The sequence below is a fragment of the Haloferax sp. KTX1 genome, from assembly GCF_902410085.1.
Classification (GTDB): Archaea; Halobacteriota; Halobacteria; order Halobacteriales; family Haloferacaceae; genus Haloferax; species Haloferax massiliensis.
The window spans coordinates 313394-334733 of record NZ_CABPRH010000003.1; the positions used below are offsets into that span (position 1 = coordinate 313394).

General features: G+C 61.7%; 18 protein-coding genes and 5 pseudogenes. 8 read left to right on the plus strand and 15 right to left on the minus strand.

Going from position 1 to position 21340, the window contains the following annotated elements; all coding sequences use genetic code 11:
* Positions 1–1209: 1209 nt before the first annotated feature.
* Positions 1210–2175, minus strand: coding sequence for an aldo/keto reductase (locus FY251_RS07675; RefSeq protein WP_148414182.1), 966 nt, complete (start codon positions 2173–2175; stop codon positions 1210–1212).
* 69 nt (positions 2176–2244) lie between these two features.
* Positions 2245–3075 carry an aldo/keto reductase gene (locus tag FY251_RS07680; protein WP_148414183.1) on the minus strand — a complete coding sequence of 277 codons (831 nt, stop codon included), beginning with the start codon at positions 3073–3075 and terminating at the stop codon, positions 2245–2247.
* A 141-nt stretch (positions 3076–3216) separates the two neighbouring features.
* Between FY251_RS07680 and FY251_RS07685 the strand changes: the two genes are divergently transcribed.
* Positions 3217–4590: a sulfatase gene (locus FY251_RS07685; RefSeq protein WP_148414184.1), complete on the plus strand. Its 1374-nt coding sequence runs from the start codon at positions 3217–3219 to the stop codon at positions 4588–4590.
* Between the two features lie 101 nt (positions 4591–4691).
* Positions 4692–5405 carry a hypothetical protein gene (locus FY251_RS07690; protein WP_148414185.1) on the plus strand — a complete coding sequence of 238 codons (714 nt, stop codon included), beginning with the start codon at positions 4692–4694 and terminating at the stop codon, positions 5403–5405.
* A 2-nt stretch (positions 5406–5407) separates the two neighbouring features.
* On the opposite strand, the gene FY251_RS07695 is transcribed toward FY251_RS07690, so the two are convergent.
* The gene (locus FY251_RS07695) at positions 5408–6067 is read right to left on the minus strand and encodes a hypothetical protein (RefSeq protein ID WP_148414186.1); all 660 of its coding nucleotides are present in this window, start codon (positions 6065–6067) and stop codon (positions 5408–5410) included.
* A 296-nt stretch (positions 6068–6363) separates the two neighbouring features.
* Positions 6364–6806 (minus strand): annotated as a pseudogene (locus FY251_RS07700) (transposase); the annotation flags it as partial.
* Between the two features lie 445 nt (positions 6807–7251).
* Here FY251_RS07700 and FY251_RS23360 point away from each other — a divergent pair.
* The 4 genes from FY251_RS23360 (at position 7252) to FY251_RS07715 (ending at position 10546) form a co-directional block, all read left to right on the plus strand.
* Positions 7252–7521 carry a DDE-type integrase/transposase/recombinase gene (locus tag FY251_RS23360; RefSeq protein WP_369333707.1) on the plus strand — a complete coding sequence of 90 codons (270 nt, stop codon included), beginning with the start codon at positions 7252–7254 and terminating at the stop codon, positions 7519–7521.
* Positions 7522–7635 carry an integrase core domain-containing protein gene (locus FY251_RS23365; RefSeq protein WP_369333706.1) on the plus strand — a complete coding sequence of 38 codons (114 nt, stop codon included), beginning with the start codon at positions 7522–7524 and terminating at the stop codon, positions 7633–7635. It begins immediately after the preceding gene.
* A 537-nt stretch (positions 7636–8172) separates the two neighbouring features.
* Positions 8173–9441, plus strand: a complete 1269-nt coding sequence (locus FY251_RS07710) for a Dyp-type peroxidase domain-containing protein (protein ID WP_148414253.1) — start codon at positions 8173–8175, stop codon at positions 9439–9441.
* Positions 9434–10546: a hypothetical protein gene (locus tag FY251_RS07715; protein ID WP_148414187.1), complete on the plus strand. Its 1113-nt coding sequence runs from the start codon at positions 9434–9436 to the stop codon at positions 10544–10546. The genes FY251_RS07710 and FY251_RS07715 overlap by 8 nt, the downstream gene beginning before the upstream one ends.
* Positions 10547–10624: 78 nt before the next feature.
* On the opposite strand, the gene FY251_RS07720 is transcribed toward FY251_RS07715, so the two are convergent.
* The 7 genes and pseudogenes from FY251_RS07720 to FY251_RS07750 form a co-directional block, all read right to left on the minus strand.
* Entirely contained in the window at positions 10625–10945 is a 321-nt protein-coding gene (locus FY251_RS07720) for a hypothetical protein (protein WP_148414188.1), read from the minus strand.
* Positions 10935–11537 carry a hypothetical protein gene (locus FY251_RS07725; RefSeq protein WP_148414189.1) on the minus strand — a complete coding sequence of 201 codons (603 nt, stop codon included), beginning with the start codon at positions 11535–11537 and terminating at the stop codon, positions 10935–10937. The genes FY251_RS07720 and FY251_RS07725 overlap by 11 nt, the downstream gene beginning before the upstream one ends.
* Positions 11534–12274, minus strand: coding sequence for a phosphate starvation-inducible protein PhoH (locus FY251_RS07730; RefSeq protein ID WP_148414190.1), 741 nt, complete (start codon positions 12272–12274; stop codon positions 11534–11536). Before FY251_RS07730 ends, FY251_RS07725 begins: the two co-directional genes overlap by 4 nt.
* Positions 12275–12287: 13 nt before the next feature.
* Positions 12288–14918 carry an ATP-binding cassette domain-containing protein gene (locus FY251_RS07735; protein ID WP_148414191.1) on the minus strand — a complete coding sequence of 877 codons (2631 nt, stop codon included), beginning with the start codon at positions 14916–14918 and terminating at the stop codon, positions 12288–12290.
* On the minus strand, positions 14915–15913 hold the full coding sequence (locus FY251_RS07740) for an ABC transporter permease (protein WP_148414192.1): 999 nt from the start codon (positions 15911–15913) through the stop codon (positions 14915–14917). Before FY251_RS07740 ends, FY251_RS07735 begins: the two co-directional genes overlap by 4 nt.
* Positions 15914–15917: 4 nt before the next feature.
* Positions 15918–17387, minus strand: coding sequence for an ABC transporter substrate-binding protein (locus tag FY251_RS07745; RefSeq protein ID WP_255516635.1), 1470 nt, complete (start codon positions 17385–17387; stop codon positions 15918–15920).
* 541 nt (positions 17388–17928) lie between these two features.
* A pseudogene (locus tag FY251_RS07750) lies at positions 17929–18474 on the minus strand (IS6 family transposase); the annotation flags it as partial.
* A gap of 51 nt (positions 18475–18525) precedes the next feature.
* Here FY251_RS07750 and FY251_RS24220 point away from each other — a divergent pair.
* Positions 18526–18997, plus strand: a pseudogene (locus tag FY251_RS24220) (hypothetical protein); the annotation flags it as partial.
* 42 nt (positions 18998–19039) lie between these two features.
* On the opposite strand, the pseudogene FY251_RS07760 reads toward FY251_RS24220, so the two are convergent.
* A pseudogene (locus FY251_RS07760) lies at positions 19040–20033 on the minus strand (IS630 family transposase).
* A gap of 48 nt (positions 20034–20081) precedes the next feature.
* Between FY251_RS07760 and FY251_RS07765 the strand changes: the two are divergent.
* Positions 20082–20434: pseudogene (locus FY251_RS07765) on the plus strand (IS6 family transposase); the annotation flags it as partial.
* Between the two features lie 260 nt (positions 20435–20694).
* Here FY251_RS07765 and FY251_RS23065 read toward each other — a convergent pair.
* Genes FY251_RS23065 through FY251_RS07775 form a run of 3 tightly spaced genes read right to left on the minus strand, consistent with a single transcriptional unit; the run spans position 20695 to position 21313 of the window.
* Entirely contained in the window at positions 20695–20916 is a 222-nt protein-coding gene (locus FY251_RS23065) for a PIN domain-containing protein (protein WP_255516636.1), read from the minus strand.
* The gene (locus FY251_RS23070) at positions 20889–21092 is read right to left on the minus strand and encodes a hypothetical protein (RefSeq protein WP_255516637.1); all 204 of its coding nucleotides are present in this window, start codon (positions 21090–21092) and stop codon (positions 20889–20891) included. Before FY251_RS23070 ends, FY251_RS23065 begins: the two co-directional genes overlap by 28 nt.
* Positions 21089–21313, minus strand: a complete 225-nt coding sequence (locus FY251_RS07775; protein WP_148414194.1) for an antitoxin VapB family protein — start codon at positions 21311–21313, stop codon at positions 21089–21091. The genes FY251_RS23070 and FY251_RS07775 overlap by 4 nt, the downstream gene beginning before the upstream one ends.
* Positions 21314–21340 lie beyond the last annotated feature (27 nt).

A 21340-nucleotide genomic window follows, 5' to 3' on the forward strand; every position in this document is an offset into this window, starting at 1 on the left:
CCATCGATGTCCATATCCTGCCGCTAGCACACGGACTCGTCGGCTTGGGACACCCGTCCATTGATGCAACCAACCGGTTCTACGTCTCCGTTCCGTTCCGTGAGACAGTTCCTGAGTAGCGTCGGCGTCCACAGCGGTTGGTGCCGTATAATCTGTACCCACTCGGTGTTCGATGTGGTAACGACCAGATTGCTTGTTACGCATGCGGGACGCGCCGTCCGGTAATACCAGACGCGACCGACCGATACCGACAGCGTTCTCGTGTGACAAACATCCGCAAACAGACGCAAATCCTGTCGAAACTGCGGTCGTCGACGTCGGCGTGTCCACTATCGTGAATTCACGTGAACTTAATCGCAGTCCCAGTCGCAGAGCGGTGCGGTGTGGATCGAGGGTCCGTGCGGCGGAGCGCCGAGTTCAAATCCATCACTGTGCGCGATAGACAGTGGCCCCGCCGTCGAACGGCGAACGCACGGACTGACCGACTGAGTCGGTTTGCGCGGTGCGATTCAATCGGAACGCGGGCGATAGACAGAGGCAGTAGCCGCGGAAACGGTCGGTGACGACCGCTTTCGGCGTCAGGCGCGAAATCGGGTCTCCTCACGAACAGGTGTACAACGAACCGCTCAGATGGGGTGTACTGGACGTGGATTGTCGTCAAGTGTGCCGATGATGGTCCGGATGGTCAGCACGTTCGTCGCGCGCCACGACCACTACGGACAGACGGGATGGGCGTAGTGTTCCCCAAATTTCGGTAATGCCGGACGGATTATCATGTTAATCACGAATGATCGTAATTGTCTCTGCGCGAGCGCTCGACGGAGAGAACTGTTGAGATGGGTGTCCTGGGGAATTTGTGTGCGAAAATCAATCTCAGTCGGCCTCGATTGCTGGAGTGGTTTTATTTTACTGAGAGAGGTAATAATCTGGACGCCGTTGGCAATTACAAGCGTAGTTACGTAATTTACTATCGGCTACTCTGTGGCGTATGCAACCATGAGACACAGTGTTATCCGGCAATGTCGGAATATGAGTGAATTCTGGCTGTGGTCCGCACAGCACGACCAACTCGTCACGCCGAAACCTGATACTCACCCGAGAGGAGACTCCATCGCGGCCAGCGATACTCGTCACTCCGAGTCCGAGCCAAGGTGTGCATCGAAAGCGAAGAGTGCGAGGACCGAGAAAACGCGACAGTCGGATGGCGCGCTATTCGTGGCCCGAGACGGCAATCGGTTCGTAGGGCTCCTCGAGATACTCCATCTCGGAGTTCGACAGTGAGATGTCGACCGCTTCGACGGCGTCTTCAAGGTGTTCGATACTCGTCGTTCCGATTATGGGCGCGTCGACCCAGTCTTTGTGCAGCAGCCACGACAACCCGATCTGAGCCATCGTAACTCCCTTGTCATCGGCTAGTTCCTCGACTCGTTCGTTGACCTCTTGCCCGCCGTTCTCGTGGTAGCCGTGCCCGTAGCTCTCGACTTCCTCGCCGCGAGTCGTCGTTTCGAGTTCCTCGTGCGGCCGGGCGAGATAGCCACCGGCCAGCGGACTCCACGGGAGCACCCCGACGTCCTCCCGTTCACAGAGCGGGAGCATCTCACGTTCCTCTTCGCGATAGACGAGGTTGTAATGGTTCTGCATGGTGACGAACCGCTCCAGGTTGAGTCGCTCGCTCGTGTGGAGCGCGTCGGCGAACTGGTGGGCCCACATCGAGGACGCGCCGATGTAGCGCACCTGATTGCGCCGAACAGCATCGTCGAGCGCCCGCATCGTGGTCTCGATCGGTGTATCGTAGTCCCAACGGTGAATCTGGTAGAGGTCGACGGTGTCCATCCCGAGGCGGTCCAGCGAGTCGGACAGCTCCTGTTCGATAGATTTGCGGGAGAGTCCCTGTTGATTCGGGTCGTCGCCCATCTCACCGTACACCTTCGTGGCGACGACTTGCTCGTCCCGGTCGTACTCCTCGAGCGCCGAGCCGAGGATCTCCTCGCTCTCGCCGGTCGAATAGACGTTGGCCGTGTCGAAGAAGTTGATTCCGAGTTCGATGGCGCGGTCGATTATCTCGTGACTTTCGTCTTCCGACAGCATCCATTCGCGACCGCTGCCGAAGCTCATGCAACCCAGACAGAGCTGACTGACGGTCACGCCGGTAGTACCTAAGGTGGTGTACTCCATACCTGCGGGTCCCTCGGTAGCGGGTTATAGTTTCGGGTGGTGAACGCGCCCGCCCGAGGTGTGGGGGCGCTATCCGTGCGTCGCGTCGTCCCAGTTCCACGGACCGTGGTCGGGATCGATGGCCCGGTGGTGGCGGTCGATAGAGTCGATCAGCGCGATATCCTCCTCGTCCAAATCGAGGTCCCGCGCCGCGAGATTCTGAGCCATGTGCTCACGGCTGCTGGCTTTCGGAATGGCGGCGACGTTGTCGTGTGAGAGTATCCACGCCAGACTCACCTGTGCCGGCGTGGCGTCGTGTTTCTCCGCCACCTCGACGAGTTCGGGGACGTCGAACACCGACCCCTGCCCGAGCGGCGAGTACGCGACGAAGGTGTAGTCGTGTTCTTGCGCGTGGGCAACTAGCTCTCGTTGCGGGAGCAACGGATGCATCTCGGCTTGGTGGGCGTACAGCGGTGCGTCGAGGGTATCCATCGCCTCGTCGAGGAGTTCGGGCGTGAAGTTCGAGAGCCCGATGTACCGAGTCTTGCCGGTCTCGTAGGCATCGTCGTACGCGGGGAGGACGGCCTCGTGGTCGTAGATTCCGGACGGCCAGTGGACGTACAACAGGTCGACGTAATCGACACCGAGCCGGTCGAGACAGCCGTCGATGGCCGCGGGAACCTGCTCTGTCGAAGACGGCACGTCGTGGTGGACGGTCTTCGTCGAGAGCCAGATGTCGTCGCGGGCCACGTCAGAGTCGCGGATCCCCTCGCCGACGTACTGTTCGTTCTCGTACACCTGCGCGGTGTCGACGTGTCGGAAGCCCACGTCGAGCGCTGTCCGGACGTTGTCGCGCCACTGTTCGCGGTGGTCGTCGGAGTATGTCCCTAGTCCAAGCCGCGGGAAGTCGTCTCGTGGCATCGAGTCGAGACAGTCGCGTCGAGGTCATCAATCTGCCGGTCGAACGCACCGTTCGTGACGGAGGCCCCGGTTCCCCTTCGTGGGGGCGGTTTCCGCTGAACAGGCAGAACATTCAAGCGAGATGGCTCACTCTGTGCGACCGTGCCAACTCTCTACATAGACATCGATTCGCTTCGTCCGGACCACGTCGGTGCGTACGGCTACAAGGGAGAGACCACGCCGAACATCGACGCACTTGCGGCCGACGGCGTCGTATTCGAGCGGGCGTACTGCGCGAACTCCCCGTGTATCCCGTCAAGGGCGGGAACGATTACGGGTCGATACGGCGTCGATAACGGAGTCGAGACGCACGGGAAGGCGTCACAGCAGCTCCGGCATCCGGCGACGATGGTCGATTGGGCCGGCGGGCCGGGCGAAGCGCTCCCGGTCGAAGAGTGGAACACGCTCCCGGAACTGTTCTACGAGAACGGCCAGCGGTCGGTCGGCATCGGTTCGTTTCCGCAGCACCCCGCACCGTGGTTCTACCACGTGTGGTCGGAGTACCACCAGCCTCGGTCGCCGAACACCGATATCTTCCAAGCCATCGAGGCGGAGTACGTCATCGACCGTGCGCTGGAGGTCCTCGACCGCGGCGTCGACGACGAGACGTTCCTTTACGTCCAGATGTGGGACCCCCACACGCCGTACAACCGTACGGACGAACAGATAGAGCGGTTCCGCGACCTCGACCCGCATCCCTATCCGACGGAAGACGAAATCGAGCGACACCAGGGGTGGGACGCCTGGCACTCGGCCACGCACATGGGCATCGAGGACAAGGCGGCACTCGACGAGATGCTCTCCCACTACGACGCCGAAATCAGGCATGCAGACGAGCAGGTCGGACTCCTGCTCGAACGACTGAAATCGCTGGGACTGTACGAGGACACGACTATCGTTCTCTCGGCGGACCACGGCGAAGAGTTCGGCGAACACGGCCTCTACCGCGAACACTGGAGCACGCACGACGGGACCCAGCACGTCCCACTCATCGTGAAACCACCAGCTGACGCGTCGAGGGAGCATGCTGTCCGCACCGAACTCGTCACGAACGTCGATATCGCCCCAACGATTGCCGACTACGCAGGTCTCGAACGTCCTGCCCGGTGGCAAGGTCGGTCGCTTCGAGGGCTCGTCGAGGGGACCGAGGAGTCGTGGCGGGACCACATCGTAGTCGACCACGGCCTCTACACCGCTCAGCGGGCCGTCCGTTCCGACCAGTGGAAGTACATTAAGACGTACCACCCCGGGATGTGGGACAGCGTGATTCCGGAAGAACAGTTGTTCGACATGAACAACGACCCGTGGGAACAAGAGAACGTGATCGATGAGCACGGCGACGTCGCGACGGAACTCCGCGACGTCCTTGACGAGTGGGGCGACGCACACGCTGGAGACTCAGACCCGCTGCAAGCAGTGGCCCGCGACGGTCCGTCGGGATACAACGCATTCCGGGACGACTGGGGCGGAGTCTGAGCGATGAACCGGCCGCAGTCGGCGCATCTACGACCGTGCTCCGGTCGGGGTGGCGGTTACGCAACCGTAGCAGTATTGAATCTGGCCGATGGACGGGTAGTATGAAATACGCTAGTTCGGTCGTCAGGAGCGCGCGGCTGACGATACGTAATCCCTTCGCAGTCGTGCTGGTCAGCGTCGGGGTGACGGTCTCGTTGCTCCCGTTCCTGACGGGGCTGCTCGTCGCGGGTGTACTGGGCGCGCTCGCCGGCCTCTGGCTCTCCTCGTTCATGCTGGGATTCGTTGGAGCGGGCGGCGCGCGGTTGATGATCGTCATCCTCGAACGTGAAGTCTCGCTGGGGACCGATTACTTCTGGGAGGGACTGCGAGACGCACGGCGTATCGGACCAGCCATCGGCGTGGGCACGTTCGTCGTGTCCGTCGTCGCGCTCACGCTCCTGTCGCTCCCCGGGAGCGACGTGGTTAGTCTCGCAGTCTCGATGCTGGGCGTCTATCTCGTGGTTGCGTGGTTCGTGTTCGTAATCTATGTCCTGACACTGTGGGCCGCCTTCGAGAATTCACGTGACGTCCGCGATGCGTTCGTTGATGCCGCGACCCTCATCCTCGAAGAACCGGTGGCCGCCGGGTGGATTCTCGTTCAGTCGATCGGGTGGACGCTACTTGCGGTTCCGCTCGTCATTGCGCCGATTCTCGTTCTCCCGGGATTCGTCCAACTGGTTGGGACCGATATCGTCAGGGTCGCCACGGTCGAGAGCGAGCACCACGCGTCAGTCATCGTGCAAAACGAAGACGACGACCGCGAGTCGACGGCGTAGGCTCAAACGGACGCGGCGTCCCGGTCTTCATCGACGGCAACGGTAACGTGAGCGGCCAGTAGACAGAGAATTCCCGGAAGGAAGAAGCCAACTGTGACGACCGTCACGCCCGCGACAAGCGTACACGCAAGGGAGACAATCGTGAAGAGGACGACTGCCGATGGCGCGCTCAGTAGTCGCGCGAGACTCGCTCGGAGCGCGGTTCTCAAGGGGGCCAGCGCAGCGAGTTCCGGGCTGGCGAACCCGACGACTAGATACCAGCAGGCCAACGCGGACGCGGCAACGCCAGTGGCGTAGGGGGCTAGCCCGGCTGGGACAATCGTCATGAGACCGATTGAGACGAGCACGACGAGAAATGTAAGTCCGCCCAGTAACAGTCCGGTTCGAGGGGCCTCGACGCCGGCCCGAACTTCGGACCAGATTGGGACTGAAACGCCCCGTTCGGCGACCGTCGACGCGAACCGGAATCCAACGACGAGGCCGACACCGGAGAGCAATGTGGTCGCCCACAGTCCAGTAAGGACCGCGAGCGGTGACCCGACGAAGAGCATGGCCACGAGGGGCAGTACGGAGAGCGAAACCAACACGCTCACTACAACCGTGCCGACGAGGTTGCGGTAACCGTTCCTGACGGTGTCGGCGACGATTCGCTGAGCGTTCATCTCGACGCACTCTCGTGAGGGGAGGGCGTCTGCACGACAGTCCAATGCATGGCTTCCCTTTGAAAGGCGTGAACTTCAGCGCGACGGTTGTCGCCGAGAGCGCACAAGAGAGTCATCAAACCAGTCTGAGAGTTGCTTACAGCCCCAACCGCGAACGAGTCTAAAAGCGTGTGCCCGCATCCACACGTCGAGTGGAGTGGGTTTTCGATGCCACTGTGCGCGGTTGTCATCAAGGCCGTCCCAACCGGTATTCCAGTTCACGGCTCTGGTGAATCGCCATACAGCGGTTGATTTGGCTATGTTGCGGCACGCTTGATGTTGTGAACGACACATTTCAAAACGAGTTCACGAAATTCACGGTACCACGTTCGCGCACGCACGGCGTCGCCGTGCGTGCGCTTGATCGACGAGAAGACGGTCTCACACATCGATCTTGACGGTATCGAGGCCCATCGACCCGCGCGTTATGCGCGTGGTCGATGGGCCGGAAGATGCGATGTTTAATCAGCGGTCTCACGCATTCTTCGCGTAGTTTTTCGCGTAACTGCATCCAGTCGTAGTCTTTGTCGGCGGCGAGGCTGTGCAGGTCGCCTGCGTTGCGGCAGGCGACCTGCCAGCCGAGTTGTGTGTCGTGGGTTTTCTCGGTCGTACAATGAACGTCGAGAACAGCTTGGGTTTGAGTATCGACGAGAGCCGTCGCTTTGAGTGTCTGAACACGATAATTCGTGCGGCGGCAGTAGTGCTTGCTAGCGTTTTCACGGTCGAAAAGCTAGTGATTCATGCTACTCTCAGACCTGCTCAACGGAGTTTAGACACTGCTACGCTTGAATGTTGGCAGAGAGAGCGGACGGCGACGTCCCAAACTCGCAGAGCGATTTTGTGGGCTCGAAAGACGCAAGCGTCTTTCGAACGTTGACGAGATGCTTCGTGTCTCGTTCGTACACCAGAAACCACCGGTTTCTGGGAACGTCCGTTAGGGCGTTCGCCGTCCGACTCCATGCTGCCGGTCTTTCATTAGAGAGACAGAAGCGATTCTTCGGCTGCTCGGCGTAGAACGCTCGTTTCAAGCAGTTTTTTAGTGGGTACATCGGTTGTCTGACAGCGTCGCAGACCTGCCGAAGGCAACGCCGAGGCGGGTCGCAGTCGACGAGACTGCTGTCAAAATCAACGGAGAGTGGTCTTGGTTGTACGATGCAATAAACCTCGACACGAAAGTAATTCTTGACGTTGCGTTGTTCAAGCGTATGGAACTGACCCGGCGGCTGCGTTTCTCCACGGAGTCTGTGAGAAGCATGACTGTTCAAAGACGGTGTTTTCTGGCTGATTCTTTCGGGTATAGGACTGCATTCTCTCGATTAAGGCTGAACGGCCGGGTCGACTACACAGACCGAAATCTGATTGAGAAATGGTTTCACACGTTCAAAATGAGAGTCGACCGTGTTCACAATTCATAGGTGGGAAGTCGGCTGATCGTCCGCCAGAGTCTTGCAGTTTTCTTTCATTATTATGATGTTCAACGACCGCACCAGTCGCTCGACGGAAAAACGCCATCTCAGGAGGTTAATTAGACAGTGCCCCTCAGCTCGAACGTTCAAGCCCACTACAATACACCAGAGATCACGTATACTGTTGTTCTTGAGAGGTTTGGAGGTCACTTCACACCGGAATTTCGTTAAAACAAGACCTGCTACACTAGACCGACCAACATCTGGCGTCTTGGTCAGATCCGTACTGCGGTATTCGAGATATGGAACGGTGTCATACTAGTTCACAGTCCACGCTACAGACAGACTGTCTTCTCGTGAGTTGAGCCGGTGCAGTATCTGTTCGCCACACCATCAACATCGCTAAGATAAGCTGTGGTTGAGGCCAGCGAATCACTCTCGTTACCCCACAGTTTCAGCAGTTTTATACATTTTTAGGCCGACCAAAAAATGATGTCAGAGCAGGACACTTGCTACCGACCACACCAGAATGAACACGTCCAAAACGAAGATAGAGATGAAGAAAACAACCCTCACGACTGCCCAGCGGATAGAGTACCGCCATTTGTTGACGATTCAGAAAGCGACGAACTCAACCGGCGGGCGTTCCTGAAAGCCGCCGTGGCCGCAGGCGGCGTGGCGGCGTTCAGCGCATGTCTCAGTCGAGAAGGTGATGACGTTCCGCGCGGTCCCGCCGACCTGTCGTCGCATCCCGTGCAGCAACATGCGTGGAACCGTGTTCTCCCACGCGATGACTATGGGAACGTTGTCGCCCCGAGACACCATCTCCTCCTCTATTTTGACCTCCAGTCGGACGGACGACCGACCGACACTGGCAGAGAAGCCGTCGAAACGGCGCTTCGCGGGGTCGAGCGCGCCTACGAGCGAAGCAGTGACGGACTCTTACTGACCGTCGGTTACTCGCCAGTATACTTCGACCGATTCGACGATCCACTACCCTCAACGGTCGACGTACCGCGACCGGAGGCGCTATCGCCCTTCGAAGACCCTGTATTCGACGAACCGGACGCCGTTCTCCATCTCGCTAGCGATCATGCGAACGTGGTCCTCGGATCCGAGACAGCGCTGACCGACGGGCGTTCGACGCTCAACGGCGTCGACCAGCCAATCGCGACCCTGACCGACGCGTTTGAGGTAGTCGACCGGCGAACCGGATTCGTCGGTAAGGGACTGCCAGCGCAAAATGCCGACGTCGACGGCGTACCGTCCGACAGCGTCCCCGAAGACGCGCCGCTGTTCATGGGATTCAAATCGGGGTTCGAAAAGAACCAAGCGAGCGAGGACCGTGTGACTATCCAGTCGGGTCCGTTCGCCGGCGGAACGACGCAACATATCTCACGGCTTAAACTCAATCTCGACCAGTGGTACACGCAGGACGACCGCTGGCAGCGCGAAGCGAAGATGTTCTGCCCGTACCACGCCCAAAACGACCGTATAGAGGGCGTCGGTGATAACCTCGGAACCGACAGCGGCGTCGGCGACTGCGGGGGCACGATGGAGACCGCCCGCAAGACGGGCATCGTCGGACACACGCAGAAAGTCGCCCGGGCGCGAGAGGGCGACAGCCCGCTTCTCCTCAGACGCGACTTCGACTCGACCGACGGTAGTCACGCGGGGCTTCACTTCCTCTCACTACAGCGGGGAATCTCTGACTTCGTGACGACGCGAGAGGCAATGAACGGGACGGACCTTGCCGAGAAGTCGTCTGTCGGCCAGCGCAATAACAACGGCATTTTGCAGTACGTTCGCACCGTACGGCGGGGGAACTTCCTCGTCCCCCCGCGCCGTCTACGGGCGCTGCCGCCGGCGGCTCCCGCGGATGGGTCAACGGGAGAGGAGGACTCGGCGAGGGAGGAGCCTCGTGCGTAGACGCACCCTCCTCCGGATGGTCGGGGGACTCTCTGTCAGCGGTCTCGCGGGCTGCCTCGGCGGGGGGCGCTCCGGAGACGCCGGTGCCGCGGCGACCGAGCCGAACGACGACTCCACCGCGTCGTCCGGCGAGCCCCCGTTGGTCGAAGACCGACCGGACGCGGTCTATCTGCCGACTCACTTCGAAGGCATGGACGTGGTCGGCACGCAATCGGTCGGTGATTACACTTGCGCACTCGCATACACGTACCCACACCGCTTCTGGTTAGTCAAGCCCGATGGACTGACGACCGTCGCCATCGAGCCCGAGGACACCGTGCACGTAATGCCCATCGTCTGGCATACAGAGACGAGTATCGTTCCGCCGGACCGCAACCCGCAACTGACGTTCACACAGGACGGCGAGACCGTCTCGGAACTCTCGCCGTGGCCCATGCTCTCACAGCCGATGGGCTTTCACTTTGGTGACAACGTCGCGCTCAACAGTGAGGGCGTCTTCGACATCGACGTGCGTGTCGGATCGCCGTCGATTCGGCGAACCGGGGCGCTCGCCGACAGCGGGGGAGATGTCTCGTTTTCCTTCGAGTTCGAGTTCACCGAATCGGCGCTCGACGATATTATGGTGTCGAACATCCCCACCGACGAGGAGGGGACAGCGGGTGCTGTCGAACCGATGGCCATGGAGATGCTTCCAAGCACGCAGGTCCCGGCGGAACGCGACCTCCCGGGAACGGTCCGGGGGACGGCGACGAGCGGTGACGCCGTCTTCGTCGTGACGACGCTCGCGGACGCGACGCCGTTCGGCGGCACGGCGGACGAGACGTACGTCGCCGTCTCTCCGCGGACGCCGTACAATCGGTATATGCTACCTCAGATGGCGCTGTCGGGGACGCTAACACGCGACGGCGAGACGGTCTTCGACGGCTACCTCCAGGCGACGCTCGACTCGGACCTCGCCTATCACTACGGGGCCGTCGTCCACTCGGTGGACGCAGGCAACGAGTTCACCATAACTGTCGATTCGCCGCCCCAGACGGCCCGTCACGAGGGGTACGAGACGGCGCTCCTCGACATGGATCCGATGACGATACCGTTCGCCGAGTGAACGTCGGGCGGCGGGCGTCTGGCGAGTGTCGTCGGATGGGTCCGCTCGACGCGACGGGCAGAGAAAACGAAAGCGTCGTCAGAACCACGCGGGGTCGGCCGCGCCGGCGACCGACAGGAGAGCGGCGGCAACGGCGATGCCGGCCCAGCCGATCCGCTTCGAGGCCCGCCCGGAGACGACCCCGCCGACCGCGGCACCGCCGACGGCGAGACCAAGTCTGCCCACGGCGGGGGTGAACCACGCGGGAACCTCGTCGGGTTCGAGCGGTTCGGTCGGCGTCGAGTCGTCGTGGTCGAGGTGCGCGCTTCCGACACCCGTCGCGCCGACGAGCAGACAGGCGGCGATGGCGACGGCGACGGCCGCAGTCACCGCGGTGGTTCGCGGTCCGTTAGAACTCATCGCGGAACCACGGGAGGAACCCCGCGAGGAAGCGGTCGGTGGCGGGCATGAAGTACGACCCGTAGTGATACGTCGGGTCAAGCGTCGTCACGACGAGGTCGCCGGCCCACGTCTCCCGGTCGAGATAGAGGACCGCGTCGCCGTCGACGTCGGTCACGAGCACGTCCGCGCCCGCGGGTGGGTCGAACGCCCCGTGGAAGTGCCACGTGCAGTCGCGGGGCGGGACCGCCTCGAAGAACGGGTGGTCGTCGCGCGGGAACCGAAGGCCGCTGTCGCTGTCGGGGTCGAGCCACCACCAGAAGTTCGTCGGGCGATGGGTCCACGACAGTTCGGGGAGCCACGGGTCGGGCTGGCTGCCGAAGACCGCCGCGTCACCGCCGCCGTCGAGGAAGTCGAAGATGGCGTCGCGCCCCTCGTGGAGCGCGCCGAGGTGGAGTCGTGATGGCACGAGTAGTCGGTCGAACGCCGAGAGGTCGGCCATCGGAAGGTCGCGCACGTGAACGACCTCGTCGACGTACCAGGCGTACTCCGAGTCCAAGAGCGTCCGGCGCTGTGGGGCGGTCCCACTGTAGAGCGCGGCGAGGCGTGTCATCGGTGTTCCTCCCCGTTTCGGGCCGGTGACGGGTTAGCCGCGTTGCTGTGTGCCTCCGCTCGAATCCACGAGACGAGTTGTCGGGGGACCCGAGCGGCGCTCGTCTCCCGGCGGCCGAACCCGATGAGGTCGTTGCCGCTGTGGGCGAAAATCGTCCCGCCGGTCGTCTCGTCGTCGACGTAGACGACCGGCTCGCCGCCGGGGAGTTCGAGAACCGCCGTCGTGTGGTCCGGCGGTGGGTTGTGCCCGCGGGCGAAGAAGCCGGAGACACCCCGCTGGTAGGTTAGGTCGTCCATCGAGACACCTTCGAACACCGGGTGCGAGCTGGTTTCGCGCACGACGTAGTCGGTGTGGTCCTCGATATCGCGGGGGACGAACGGCTCCGCGCCGGGGAGCCACCGGGTCGCGAGGTGCCCGCTGAAGGCGACGACGCCTCCCGCGTCAAGGAACTCTCGAATCACGTCGCGGTGACGGTAGAGGTAGTCTTGGTCGGCGTGGCTGGATACCACCACGCCCGCAAATCGGGATAGATCGGTCTCAAGCAGGTCGTACTGGTCGATCCGGACGAGGTACTCGCGGACGAACGGCGTCTGACAGAACGGGCGCGTAAAGCAGTCGTCAGGGTCGAGAAACCCGACGGGTGATGCCCCGTCCCCAGTCGGCGGTGCCGTCCCAGTCGCCTCGGTCTGGCCGCCGTTCGTCGCTGGTCGCGGTCGCGTTGATTCGTATGTCGTCATCGGTAGTCGGTTGTCATCGTTCTGCGTGCGTTTCGTCGCCCTTGGCGGGCGCGTTCTCAGCGATGGCGTCAGCCGCGTTCGCTTCTGCCGCTGTCGGTGACCTGCCGGCGTGGAGCGCCCTCGTCGCGTCGACGAGCGTTCGCGTCTCCTCGTGAGACGGCGTCGAAAGGAGCGTCGCCGGGGGGCCGCTCTCGACGATGCGACCATCAGCGAGGACGGCGAGCCTGTCGGCGAACTCGCTGGCGGCGGCGATGTCGTGTGTCACGTGAAGCAGTGTGATGTCTCGGGCCGCGACGAGGTCGTACAGGAGTTCCAAGAGATCGCGGCGGAGCGGTGCGTCCAGCATCGAGGTGGGCTCGTCCGCGACGAGGACCGCCGGTTCGAGAACGACGGCGCGAGCGATGGCGACGCGCTGGCGCTCGCCCCCGGAGAGCGCGGTGGGTCGCCGTCGGGCGTAGTCTTCGGCCGGCGTGAGGCCGACATCGGAAAGCGCGTCGAGCACGTGGGCGTCGCGGTCGCCCAGCTCGTCGATTTCGTGGATGTCGAGCGGCTCACGAACGACGCGCCCGACCGTTCGGTTCGGCGACAGCGAGGCGTAGGGGTCCTGAAACAGATAGTGGACCGTCCGCCCGAGCGACGTGTGGTCAGTCGCGGCCCACGACGGGACCGACCGACCCTCGACGGCGACGGTCCCCTCGTCGGGGGTGACTAGTCCGGCGGTCATACGACCGAGCGTGCTCTTTCCTGCACCGCTCTCACCGACCAGCGCGACCGATTCGCCGCGGCTGACGCGGAGGTGTACCTCCCGAAACACCGCCTCGCCGTCGTACGACTTCGCAACGCCGTCGTATTCGAGGTAGGCGTCGCCCGCGAGACTCGAATCTGTGATTGTAGTGGGGTCCCCGGGAGCGCCCCGCAGTGCGCCGATATCAGACGGGAGCGTCGGTCGCGCGCCGAGCAGTTCGTTCGTGTACGGGTGGTCGGGCGACTCGTGGAGTCTGTCGGTCTCGCCGACTTCCACGATACGTCCGTCTCGAACGACGGCGATTCGGTCGGCGACACGAGCGACCGACGAGAGGTCGTGAGTGACCATGACGAGCGAGAACCCAAGTCGGGCTTGGAGCGACTCCAGCAGGTCGAGCAGCCGAATCGTCGTCACCGTGTCGAGGCCGGTTGTCGGTTCGTCAGCGACGAGCACGTCCGGGTCGTTCGCCAGGGCGGCGGCGATGACCCCCCGCTGACGCATCCCGCCGCTTAGCTCGTGGGGGTACCGGCCGTGGCTCTCGGCGGCTAACCCCACGTCCGTCAACACGTCTTCGGCGCGTTTGCAGGCGTCGTCGCGGGAGCAGTCGCAGTGGGCGACCACCGCCTCGACGACCTGTTCGCGGAGCGTCCGCCTCGGGTCGAGCGCGTTCATCGCCTCCTGCGGGACGAACGCGACGGCGTCCCCGCGGAAGTCGGCCATCGTCGGGGACCGGCCGGCCCCCGCGTCGTCGATGCGGTCGGTCCGGAGCGTCACGGCCCCCGAGGCGACCCGTCCGGGCGGGTCGAGAAGAGCGAGGAGCGCGAGCGCGAGACTGCTCTTTCCGCTCCCCGACTCGCCGACGACGCCGAGGGTTTCCCCGCGGTCGACCGAGAGGCTCACGCCGTCGACGGCGGTCGCGGCGGCATCGTCGTCACCGTAGACGACGGTGAGGTCGTCCACGTCGAGAACCGGGGCCGAATCTGAATTCGGCGGTAACACGGTGAGTTCCGGGCCGTCGTCGTCGGCGGTCGCGGCCCGCCGGTCGCCCGCGGTTCGTCGCTCGATGCCGAGCGCGAGGAACGTAAACGAGAGCACGCTTCCGCCGATGGCAACGCCCGGCGGGAGCACCCACCACGACCACGCGTCGGTGAGGAAGGCGCTTCGCTGTTGGGCGTAAAACAGTATCGTCCCCCACGAGGGCGCGGTCGGGTCGCCGAGGCCGAGAAAACTCAGCGACGCTTCGAGGAGTATCGCCGAACTCGCGGCCTTTGCGAACTGAGCGACCGCGATGGGCAACAGCGCGGGGACGACGTAGTGGCGGGCGACGTAGGTCGGCGACGCGCCCATCGCCCGCGACGCCCGCACGAAGGTCCGCTCTCGAATCGAGAGCACCTGCGAGCGAAGCTCTCGGGCGGGACGCGCCCACATCACGGCGACAAGGACGCCCACGGTCGTCGCCAGACTCGGGCCGAGCACCGCAGCGGCGACGATGACCAGCGGTAAAAACGGGAGGGTCAACACCACGTCGACGACGCGCATCAACACCGTCTCGGTCCGTCCGCCGACGACGCCCGCCGAGACGCCGACGAAGAGGCCGGCGAGCACCGCGAGCGACCCGGCAAGCAGACCGACCAAAAGCGACACGCGCGCGCCGACGAGGAGCAGTGAGAGGAGGTCGTGCCCGGCGTCGTCCGTCCCCAACGGGTGGGCCGGACTCGGTGCTTCGAAGGGGTCGCCGACGGCGACGTCCGCGGGATACGGGGCGAGCACCGGAGCGAACACGGCGACGAAGCCGATAGACAGCACGCCGGCCGCGCCGACGAAGACGAGCCAGTCGCGCCGCGAGAGAGTGCTCGCCGCGGCGACGAGGCCGCCGAGTCTGGAGGCGGTCGCGCTCACGCGCCGCCCTCCCGGTTCGTGACGCTGGTTCGCGGGTCGACGAGCGGATACGTGACGTCGGCGAGGACGTTGGCGGCGATGACCGTCACGGTGAGGACGAGGAACGCACCCTGCAAGAGCGGGTAATCGCGGGCGAGCGCCGCGTCGTAGACGAGCATCCCGAGCCCGGGATACGAGAACACGGTCTCGACGACGACGGCGCCGCCGACGAGCGTTCCCAACTGGAGCGTAAAGCGGGTGTAGATTGGCAACAGGGAGTTCGGGAGCACGTGTCTGAATAGAATCGCTCGCTCCGAGAGCCCCTTCGCCCGCTCGAACCGGACGAAGTCGGCGTCCGTCGTCGTGAGGACCGAGCCGCGGGCAACGAGGTAGATGCCGCCGGTGCGGGCGAGCGTGAGCGTGGCAAGCGGGAGCACGAGATGCATCGCGCGGTCGACGAGCGTGTCGAAGAACCCCGTCGTCCCCGCGACCGAAGCGATGCCGTAGGAGGGGAACCACCCGAGCCGGAACGCGAACACCGAGACGAACAGCATCCCGACCCAGAACGCGGGCGTCGAGTTGGCGGCGACCAGGGCGGTCAGGAGCACCGCGTCCGTCTCCGACCCCTCGTTCCACGCGCTCCACGCGCCGAGGAGCGCCCCCATCAGCGTCGACACGACGAGCGTGAGACCGACGAGCACGAGCGTCGAGGGGAGGTGTTCGAGGATGACGGCGGCGACCGGCCGCCCGAACATCACCGACGAGCCGAGGTCGCCGCGCACGATTCCGAGCAGGTAGTCGGCGTACTGGGCGTGAAGCGGCTGGTCGAGGCCGTACGTCGCCAGCAGTTCCTGTCGCTGGGCGGCCGATAGGTCGGCGACTGCCTGCCCGACGACGTACCGAAGCGGGTCGCCCGGCGCGAGGTGCGGGAGCGCGAAATTGACCGTCAGCGCCGCAAGGAGCGTCGCACCGTACTCAACGACGCCGCGTCCGACCGCCCGGAGGTGCGCGGTCATGGGATCAGTCGAACGACCGGGTCACGGCCGTGCCGCGTTCGTCTTCGGGGAGGAGCGACCACTTGTGATGGATGCCGAAGCCGGGCGACTCGGCCCACGCGTCGTGCGCCTCGGAGCCGTAGCCCCAGTGCGGCTCGGGGTACCACAACACGAGCGACGTGGGCTGGCTGTTGAACAGGCGCTGCATCTCGAAGAGCACCTCCTTTCGGGCCTCGACGGTCGTCGTCTGTCGCCACTCCTCGTAGAGGGCGTCCCATTCGGGGTAGTCGATGTCGTTCCGCCAGAGGTAGCCCGAGCGGTGGGACATGACGAACTGGTCGGGGTCGGCGACGCCATGCGGCGAGATGTCGCTGATGTACATATCGAAGTCGCGTGAGCCGAACAGGCTCCCAATCGAACCGGGATCGAGCGTCCTGACCTCGACGTCGATGCCCACCTCAAGGAGGTCGGCAGCGACCATCTCGGCGGCGCGAATCCACGTGGGCTGGTTCGATGCGACTTTCAGCGAGAACGAAAGCGGGTCGCCGGCCTCCGTCTCGCGGACGCCGTCGCCGTCGTCGTCGGTGAAGCCGAGTTCGTCGAGCGTCGTCCGAGCACCCTTGGGGTCGTACGGCGTCGACAAGTCGGGTGCGGTCCACGGCGATTCGGGGTGCGGATAGCCCTCGACGCCGGGGCGCGCCATCCCGAGCGTGACGGTCTCCGTAATCGCTTCCCGGTCGATGGCGTCCGAGACCGCACCACGGAACGCATGTTGGTCGAACGGCTCGCGCTCGTAGTTGATTCGGATTTCGACGAGCGAAAGCCAATCAGTTTGAACAACGTCGACCGACTCCGAAGACTCGAACCGATCAATGGCCTCAGGCGGAACCTCGACGTTTGCCGTGTCGACTTCGCCAGTCTCCAACGCCGTGAAGATGGTCGAGTGATCTTTGATTATTGGCACCAGTAGCTCGTCGACGAGCGGTGTCCCGCCGAAGTAGTCGTCGTTGGCGACGAACCGGAGTCGCTCGCCCGCCTCGTAGTCGACCAGCTCGTACGGGCCGGTTCCGACCGGGTACTCAGCGTACGTGTAGGGGTCGTCGACGTTCTCCCAGATGTGTTTCGGGAGGATGGGGAGGTCTGCGAACGTGATGTCCGCCAGCGTCGGCGCGGGGTACGCACATTCGAACCGGACCGTTTCGTCGTCGACCGCTTCGATAGTCTCGATTTCGGGCGCGTCGCTCACGTGGTGCGTGTAGCGATTCGGTTCGGCGTCGCGGAAGTAGCGATAAGTAAACACTACGTCGTCAGCGGTGAACGGTTCGCCGTCGTGCCACGTCGCGTCCGAGCGAACGGTCGCGGTCCACGTCGTCTCGTCGATCTGCGTCGTCTCCGTCGCCAACCCGGGCATCGGATCTTCGACGTACGGCGACGGCGCGAGCAGGCGGTCGTACACGAGGTCCTTCAGCCAGTCGAACGAACTGCCGCTACTCACGTAGATATTTAGCGGCGAGCTCGGATCGGAATCAGTTGCGATTCGGAGTGATGTTGACTCACTATCGCCCCCGATTTCCTCGGCTACGCCGGTACATCCGGCGAGTCCCGTGAGCCCCGCGAGCGCGGTGGCTCCAATCGTTAGGGTCGTACGCCGCGTTAATTTCCTATTCTCCATCATTTGTTTAGGTCGGCCTAAATTATATAGGGTTTGCGATTTAGGTAGGCCAAAAGTATCTGAATTCGAGGATTAAATAGCCCATTGAACCGTATGATGGCAACTGTCTGTCTATTCTGGAGCCGTGTCGACAGCAATATTTGTCCATTTGCAGACAATAGTAAAAATAATACGACATTTTTTGGGGAGACGGATCGTGGTAGTTGATGAGTAAGGGCCGTTCCAATATGCGAAGACTAGATATAGGCCTCCCTCAGAGCGTTTGCAATTGCTGACGTGCTAAATGCCACGTCACTCAGACAATATGGTGTTCTCACATGGCAGAGGTCAGATGAACACTAAGTATGATGTCAGTCGGCACTGTCTAGTTAACCTCCTGAGCTGGCGTTCGACCGTTGAGCGATTGATGTGGTCGCTGAAAATTATAGTAGTGAATGAAAACTGCAAGCCACTGGCGGACGCTCAGCCGACTGCCCACCCATGAATTATGGAAACGGTCGACCCTCATTTTGAACGTGAGAGACCACTTCTCAATCAGGTTTCGCTCCGAATAGTCGACTCGAGTGTTCAGTCCTAATCGAGAGAATGCAGTCTGATAGCCGAAATCATCGGCCAGAAACACAGTCTCAGAACAGTTGTGTTTCTCGCAGAGTCCATGGAGAAACGCAGCCGCCGGATCAGTCCCGTGATGTTTGAACAACGCGACATCAAGAATCACTTTTGTATCGAGGTCTATTGCAGTGTACAACCAAGACCACTCGCCGTTGATTTTGACAGCTGTCTCGTCAACCGCGATCCGCCTCGGCTGCGCCTTCGGTGGGTCTGAGACGCTGTCAGCCAGCCGATGTACCCACTGGAAAATCGCTTGAAACGAGCGTTCTACGCCGAGGAGATGGAGAATCAGCACTGTCTAGTTAAGCCAGTTTGAGGAACGAGCAGGTCGTTGAGTGAGTTTGGAAAGATACTCGCCAACCTACTCAGCGAGTGCTTTGAGACGGATTTTGAAGAAACTTGGGAGCGTGAGCGAACGGCGACGTTAACGAGACGCAAAGCGTCTCGTTTGCAACCAGAACGCAGAGCGTTCTGGGGGACGTTCGTCAGGGCGTTCGCCGTCTAGCTCCACGCGACCCGCTGTTCACTCAGAGAGACAAAAGAAATTCTTGGCTCTGTTGAAATCCTCTTTACACCTGGCGATTTGCTGAGAAGCTAGTTTCGCATCGGATCCGTAGGACCCGGTGGGGAGAGTAGTTCTCACCAATGTCAATGCTGAAGGATTTCAACAGAGCCAAATTCTTCGATATCTCGACGTTGAACACTCTCACCAAGTTGCTTGGCAATGGATACATCGACTAGCTGGTAGTGGTCACAACTCGCCCGAGGCAAAACCGAATCGGGTTGCGGTCGACGAGACCGCGGTCAAAATCAATAGCGAGTAGTCTTGTGCGCTGCAATAAAAATCAAGACTATAGTAACGTTTAGAAGTAATTACTCATATCCGGCACAGAGAGTTGGTCGAGAGCGGTGTCAATCGCTGTTGTAAGCTCGTCGAGCGAGTCAAAGAAGCGGTTGCTGAGAGCCAAGTTGTCTCCAGCATTCCTCGACAGGGTTCAACTCCGGCGAATACGATGGGAACGTCACGAAGGCGATCGTCACGGGCCGCCAGGTCCGTGACGGCCGACGCCTGAAAGTACGGCGCTCCATCCAACATAACGATCAGATTATCTTCGAATTCATTACATAGTGCTAAAATGAAATGTTTCGCGTGTTCAGCGGTAACGTACTCAGTGAACCGGGAGAAGAAGCGATCACCGTCTTCGATGATCGCGCCGAGGAAACACGTCCACTCACGCTGTCCAGAGAGTTCGACCGAGGGCCGCGTGCCGCGCGGAAACCACGCGGCACGCGGCTCAACTTGCACAGATTTCTTGGTTTGATCGATACAGACTATGGTGGCGTCCATCTCCCGCCGCTTTTTTTGAGCTCATCGTGAAACTCCTCTTGGTCGTCTTCGTCGGCTTCGGCGGCTCTCCGGCGTGGTTTCTGATAGCTCAATCCCGCTTCTTTCAGTAACCGCCGGCAACTCGGGATTGAGTATTCGACGCCGTACTCTTCTTCGAGATACGCTTGGACGAGCGCCGGCGTCCACGCCGGCGCGTCGATCCCGGCCTCTTCAGGTGGGTCGTGAACCGTCTCTTCGAATGTTTCTTGCTTAGAATCTGATATTTTTCGTGTTCTCCCAGTTCGTTTAGCATTAGAGACAGCCTGCTCAAGCGACTCGTCGGTGTCGAGTCGCTTGAGCCAGCTGTAGATCGTTCGCCGCTGCACGTCGTACCACTCGGCTAGCTCGGTTTGCGTGACACCGTTCTTGTAGGCAATTGCGGCTAAGAGCCGTTGAGTCGGCTTCTTCCCGTCTACGTTGTCGAGGGCGTCTTGCAGTTCCTCGACGGAGATCTCGTCGAGATGCTTCACTCTCTCATGCAACAGCCTCCGAGCAAATAATTCTAATGATTACTATAACTGCTTCTTGACGCCAAACTGTTCGGACACATGGGACTGATCCGCCTGCTGCGTTTCTCCATCGACTCTCGGAGAAACACGATCTATCAGACACTATATTTCTCGTTGATGACTACGTCTATCAGACTGCCATGTCTCGATTAGGATTGAGTGGTCGGCTTGGTTATAATGAGCGAAACCTCATCGAAAAATCATTTACACCCTCAAAATGCGGGTCGACTGCTTCGATGATTTGTGGGCGGGTAGTCATGGGAGTGCCCATATTTTTTATATGATTTGTGTAATACTAAAGCGTTCAAAGACGGAATCAAGCGCTTGATGAACGAACGCCGGTTGACGAGGTCACTAACTAGACAGTGCCCTTGAACCCTCCTGTGACACTCCAACTTGATTATTTGGATATAATTCATCATTATGTCCTTCTCCAGAGGATAGCTAATGAGTAGTTTCAGACGAACCCCATGTGAGATTGAAGCGTGGACTTGTAGCTTCACGGAGCCGATTACACCACCACCAGACGTTCGTCACAGATCAGGTGGGCTAACGTCGGCGTAAATCGAACGCGACTCGGACAGAGCGATCGACGCGACGTCGGGTGAGAGGCAGAGACGAGTCAGTCGTCCTCGGCGGCGCGGTAATCGATCGTCACGAGTCCGTCGACGCGGTCGAAATGGTCGTCGGCCGTGACCAGCGTCGCGCCGGCCTCGCGAGCGAAGCCGGCGATGAGCGTGTCGAGCGCCCCGATGGGAGCGCCGTCGGCGTGGAGTTCGGCATCGATTTCGGCGGCTTCGGCGGCTCCGTCGAACGTCAGCGGAAGCGGCTCCAACCAGTCCAAGTCGTCGCGGGTTCGCTCGACCCCTCGGCTCCCCGGAGTCTCGCGGCGCCGACGAGGATTTCGTGGAGCGCGACGGTCGGCGCGAAGTAGGGTTGCTGGCTCGTCTCCAAGAACGTCGCAATCTCCGGTTCGCCCTCAAGGTAATCAATGAGGGCGTTGGTGTCCAGACAGTTCACAGCGACGCCTGCCGCTCTTCGAAGTCGTCGTCAAACTCTTCGCGCGCGTCGTCGACCGCGTCGCGAAGCCCGCTTTCCGTCCACGAACCGAAGCCCTTCATCACGTCTTTGTCTCCCCCGGTCATCCGGAGGAGGACGTCAGTGAAGCTCTCGTCGCCCCGCTTCATCTCCCGGAGTCGCTCGTACGCCTCCTCGGTCACGGTAATTGTCTTCGTCCCCATAGTGTACACGTACACGTACAAAGGGGC

Excerpts from the sequence above, each read along its gene's own strand:
- FY251_RS07675 (WP_148414182.1), bottom strand. The coding sequence starts at position 2,175 with ATGGAGTACACCACCTTAGGTACTACCGGCGTGACCGTCAGTCAGCTC.
- FY251_RS07680 (WP_148414183.1), bottom strand. The coding sequence starts at position 3,075 with ATGCCACGAGACGACTTCCCGCGGCTTGGACTAGGGACATACTCCGAC.
- FY251_RS07690 (WP_148414185.1), top strand. The coding sequence starts at position 4,692 with ATGAAATACGCTAGTTCGGTCGTCAGGAGCGCGCGGCTGACGATACGT.
- FY251_RS07695 (WP_148414186.1), bottom strand. The coding sequence starts at position 6,067 with ATGAACGCTCAGCGAATCGTCGCCGACACCGTCAGGAACGGTTACCGC.
- FY251_RS07720 (WP_148414188.1), bottom strand. The coding sequence starts at position 10,945 with ATGAGTTCTAACGGACCGCGAACCACCGCGGTGACTGCGGCCGTCGCC.
- FY251_RS07725 (WP_148414189.1), bottom strand. The coding sequence starts at position 11,537 with ATGACACGCCTCGCCGCGCTCTACAGTGGGACCGCCCCACAGCGCCGG.
- FY251_RS07730 (WP_148414190.1), bottom strand. The coding sequence starts at position 12,274 with ATGACGACATACGAATCAACGCGACCGCGACCAGCGACGAACGGCGGC.
- FY251_RS07740 (WP_148414192.1), bottom strand. The coding sequence starts at position 15,913 with ATGACCGCGCACCTCCGGGCGGTCGGACGCGGCGTCGTTGAGTACGGT.
- FY251_RS07775 (WP_148414194.1), bottom strand. The coding sequence starts at position 21,313 with ATGGGGACGAAGACAATTACCGTGACCGAGGAGGCGTACGAGCGACTC.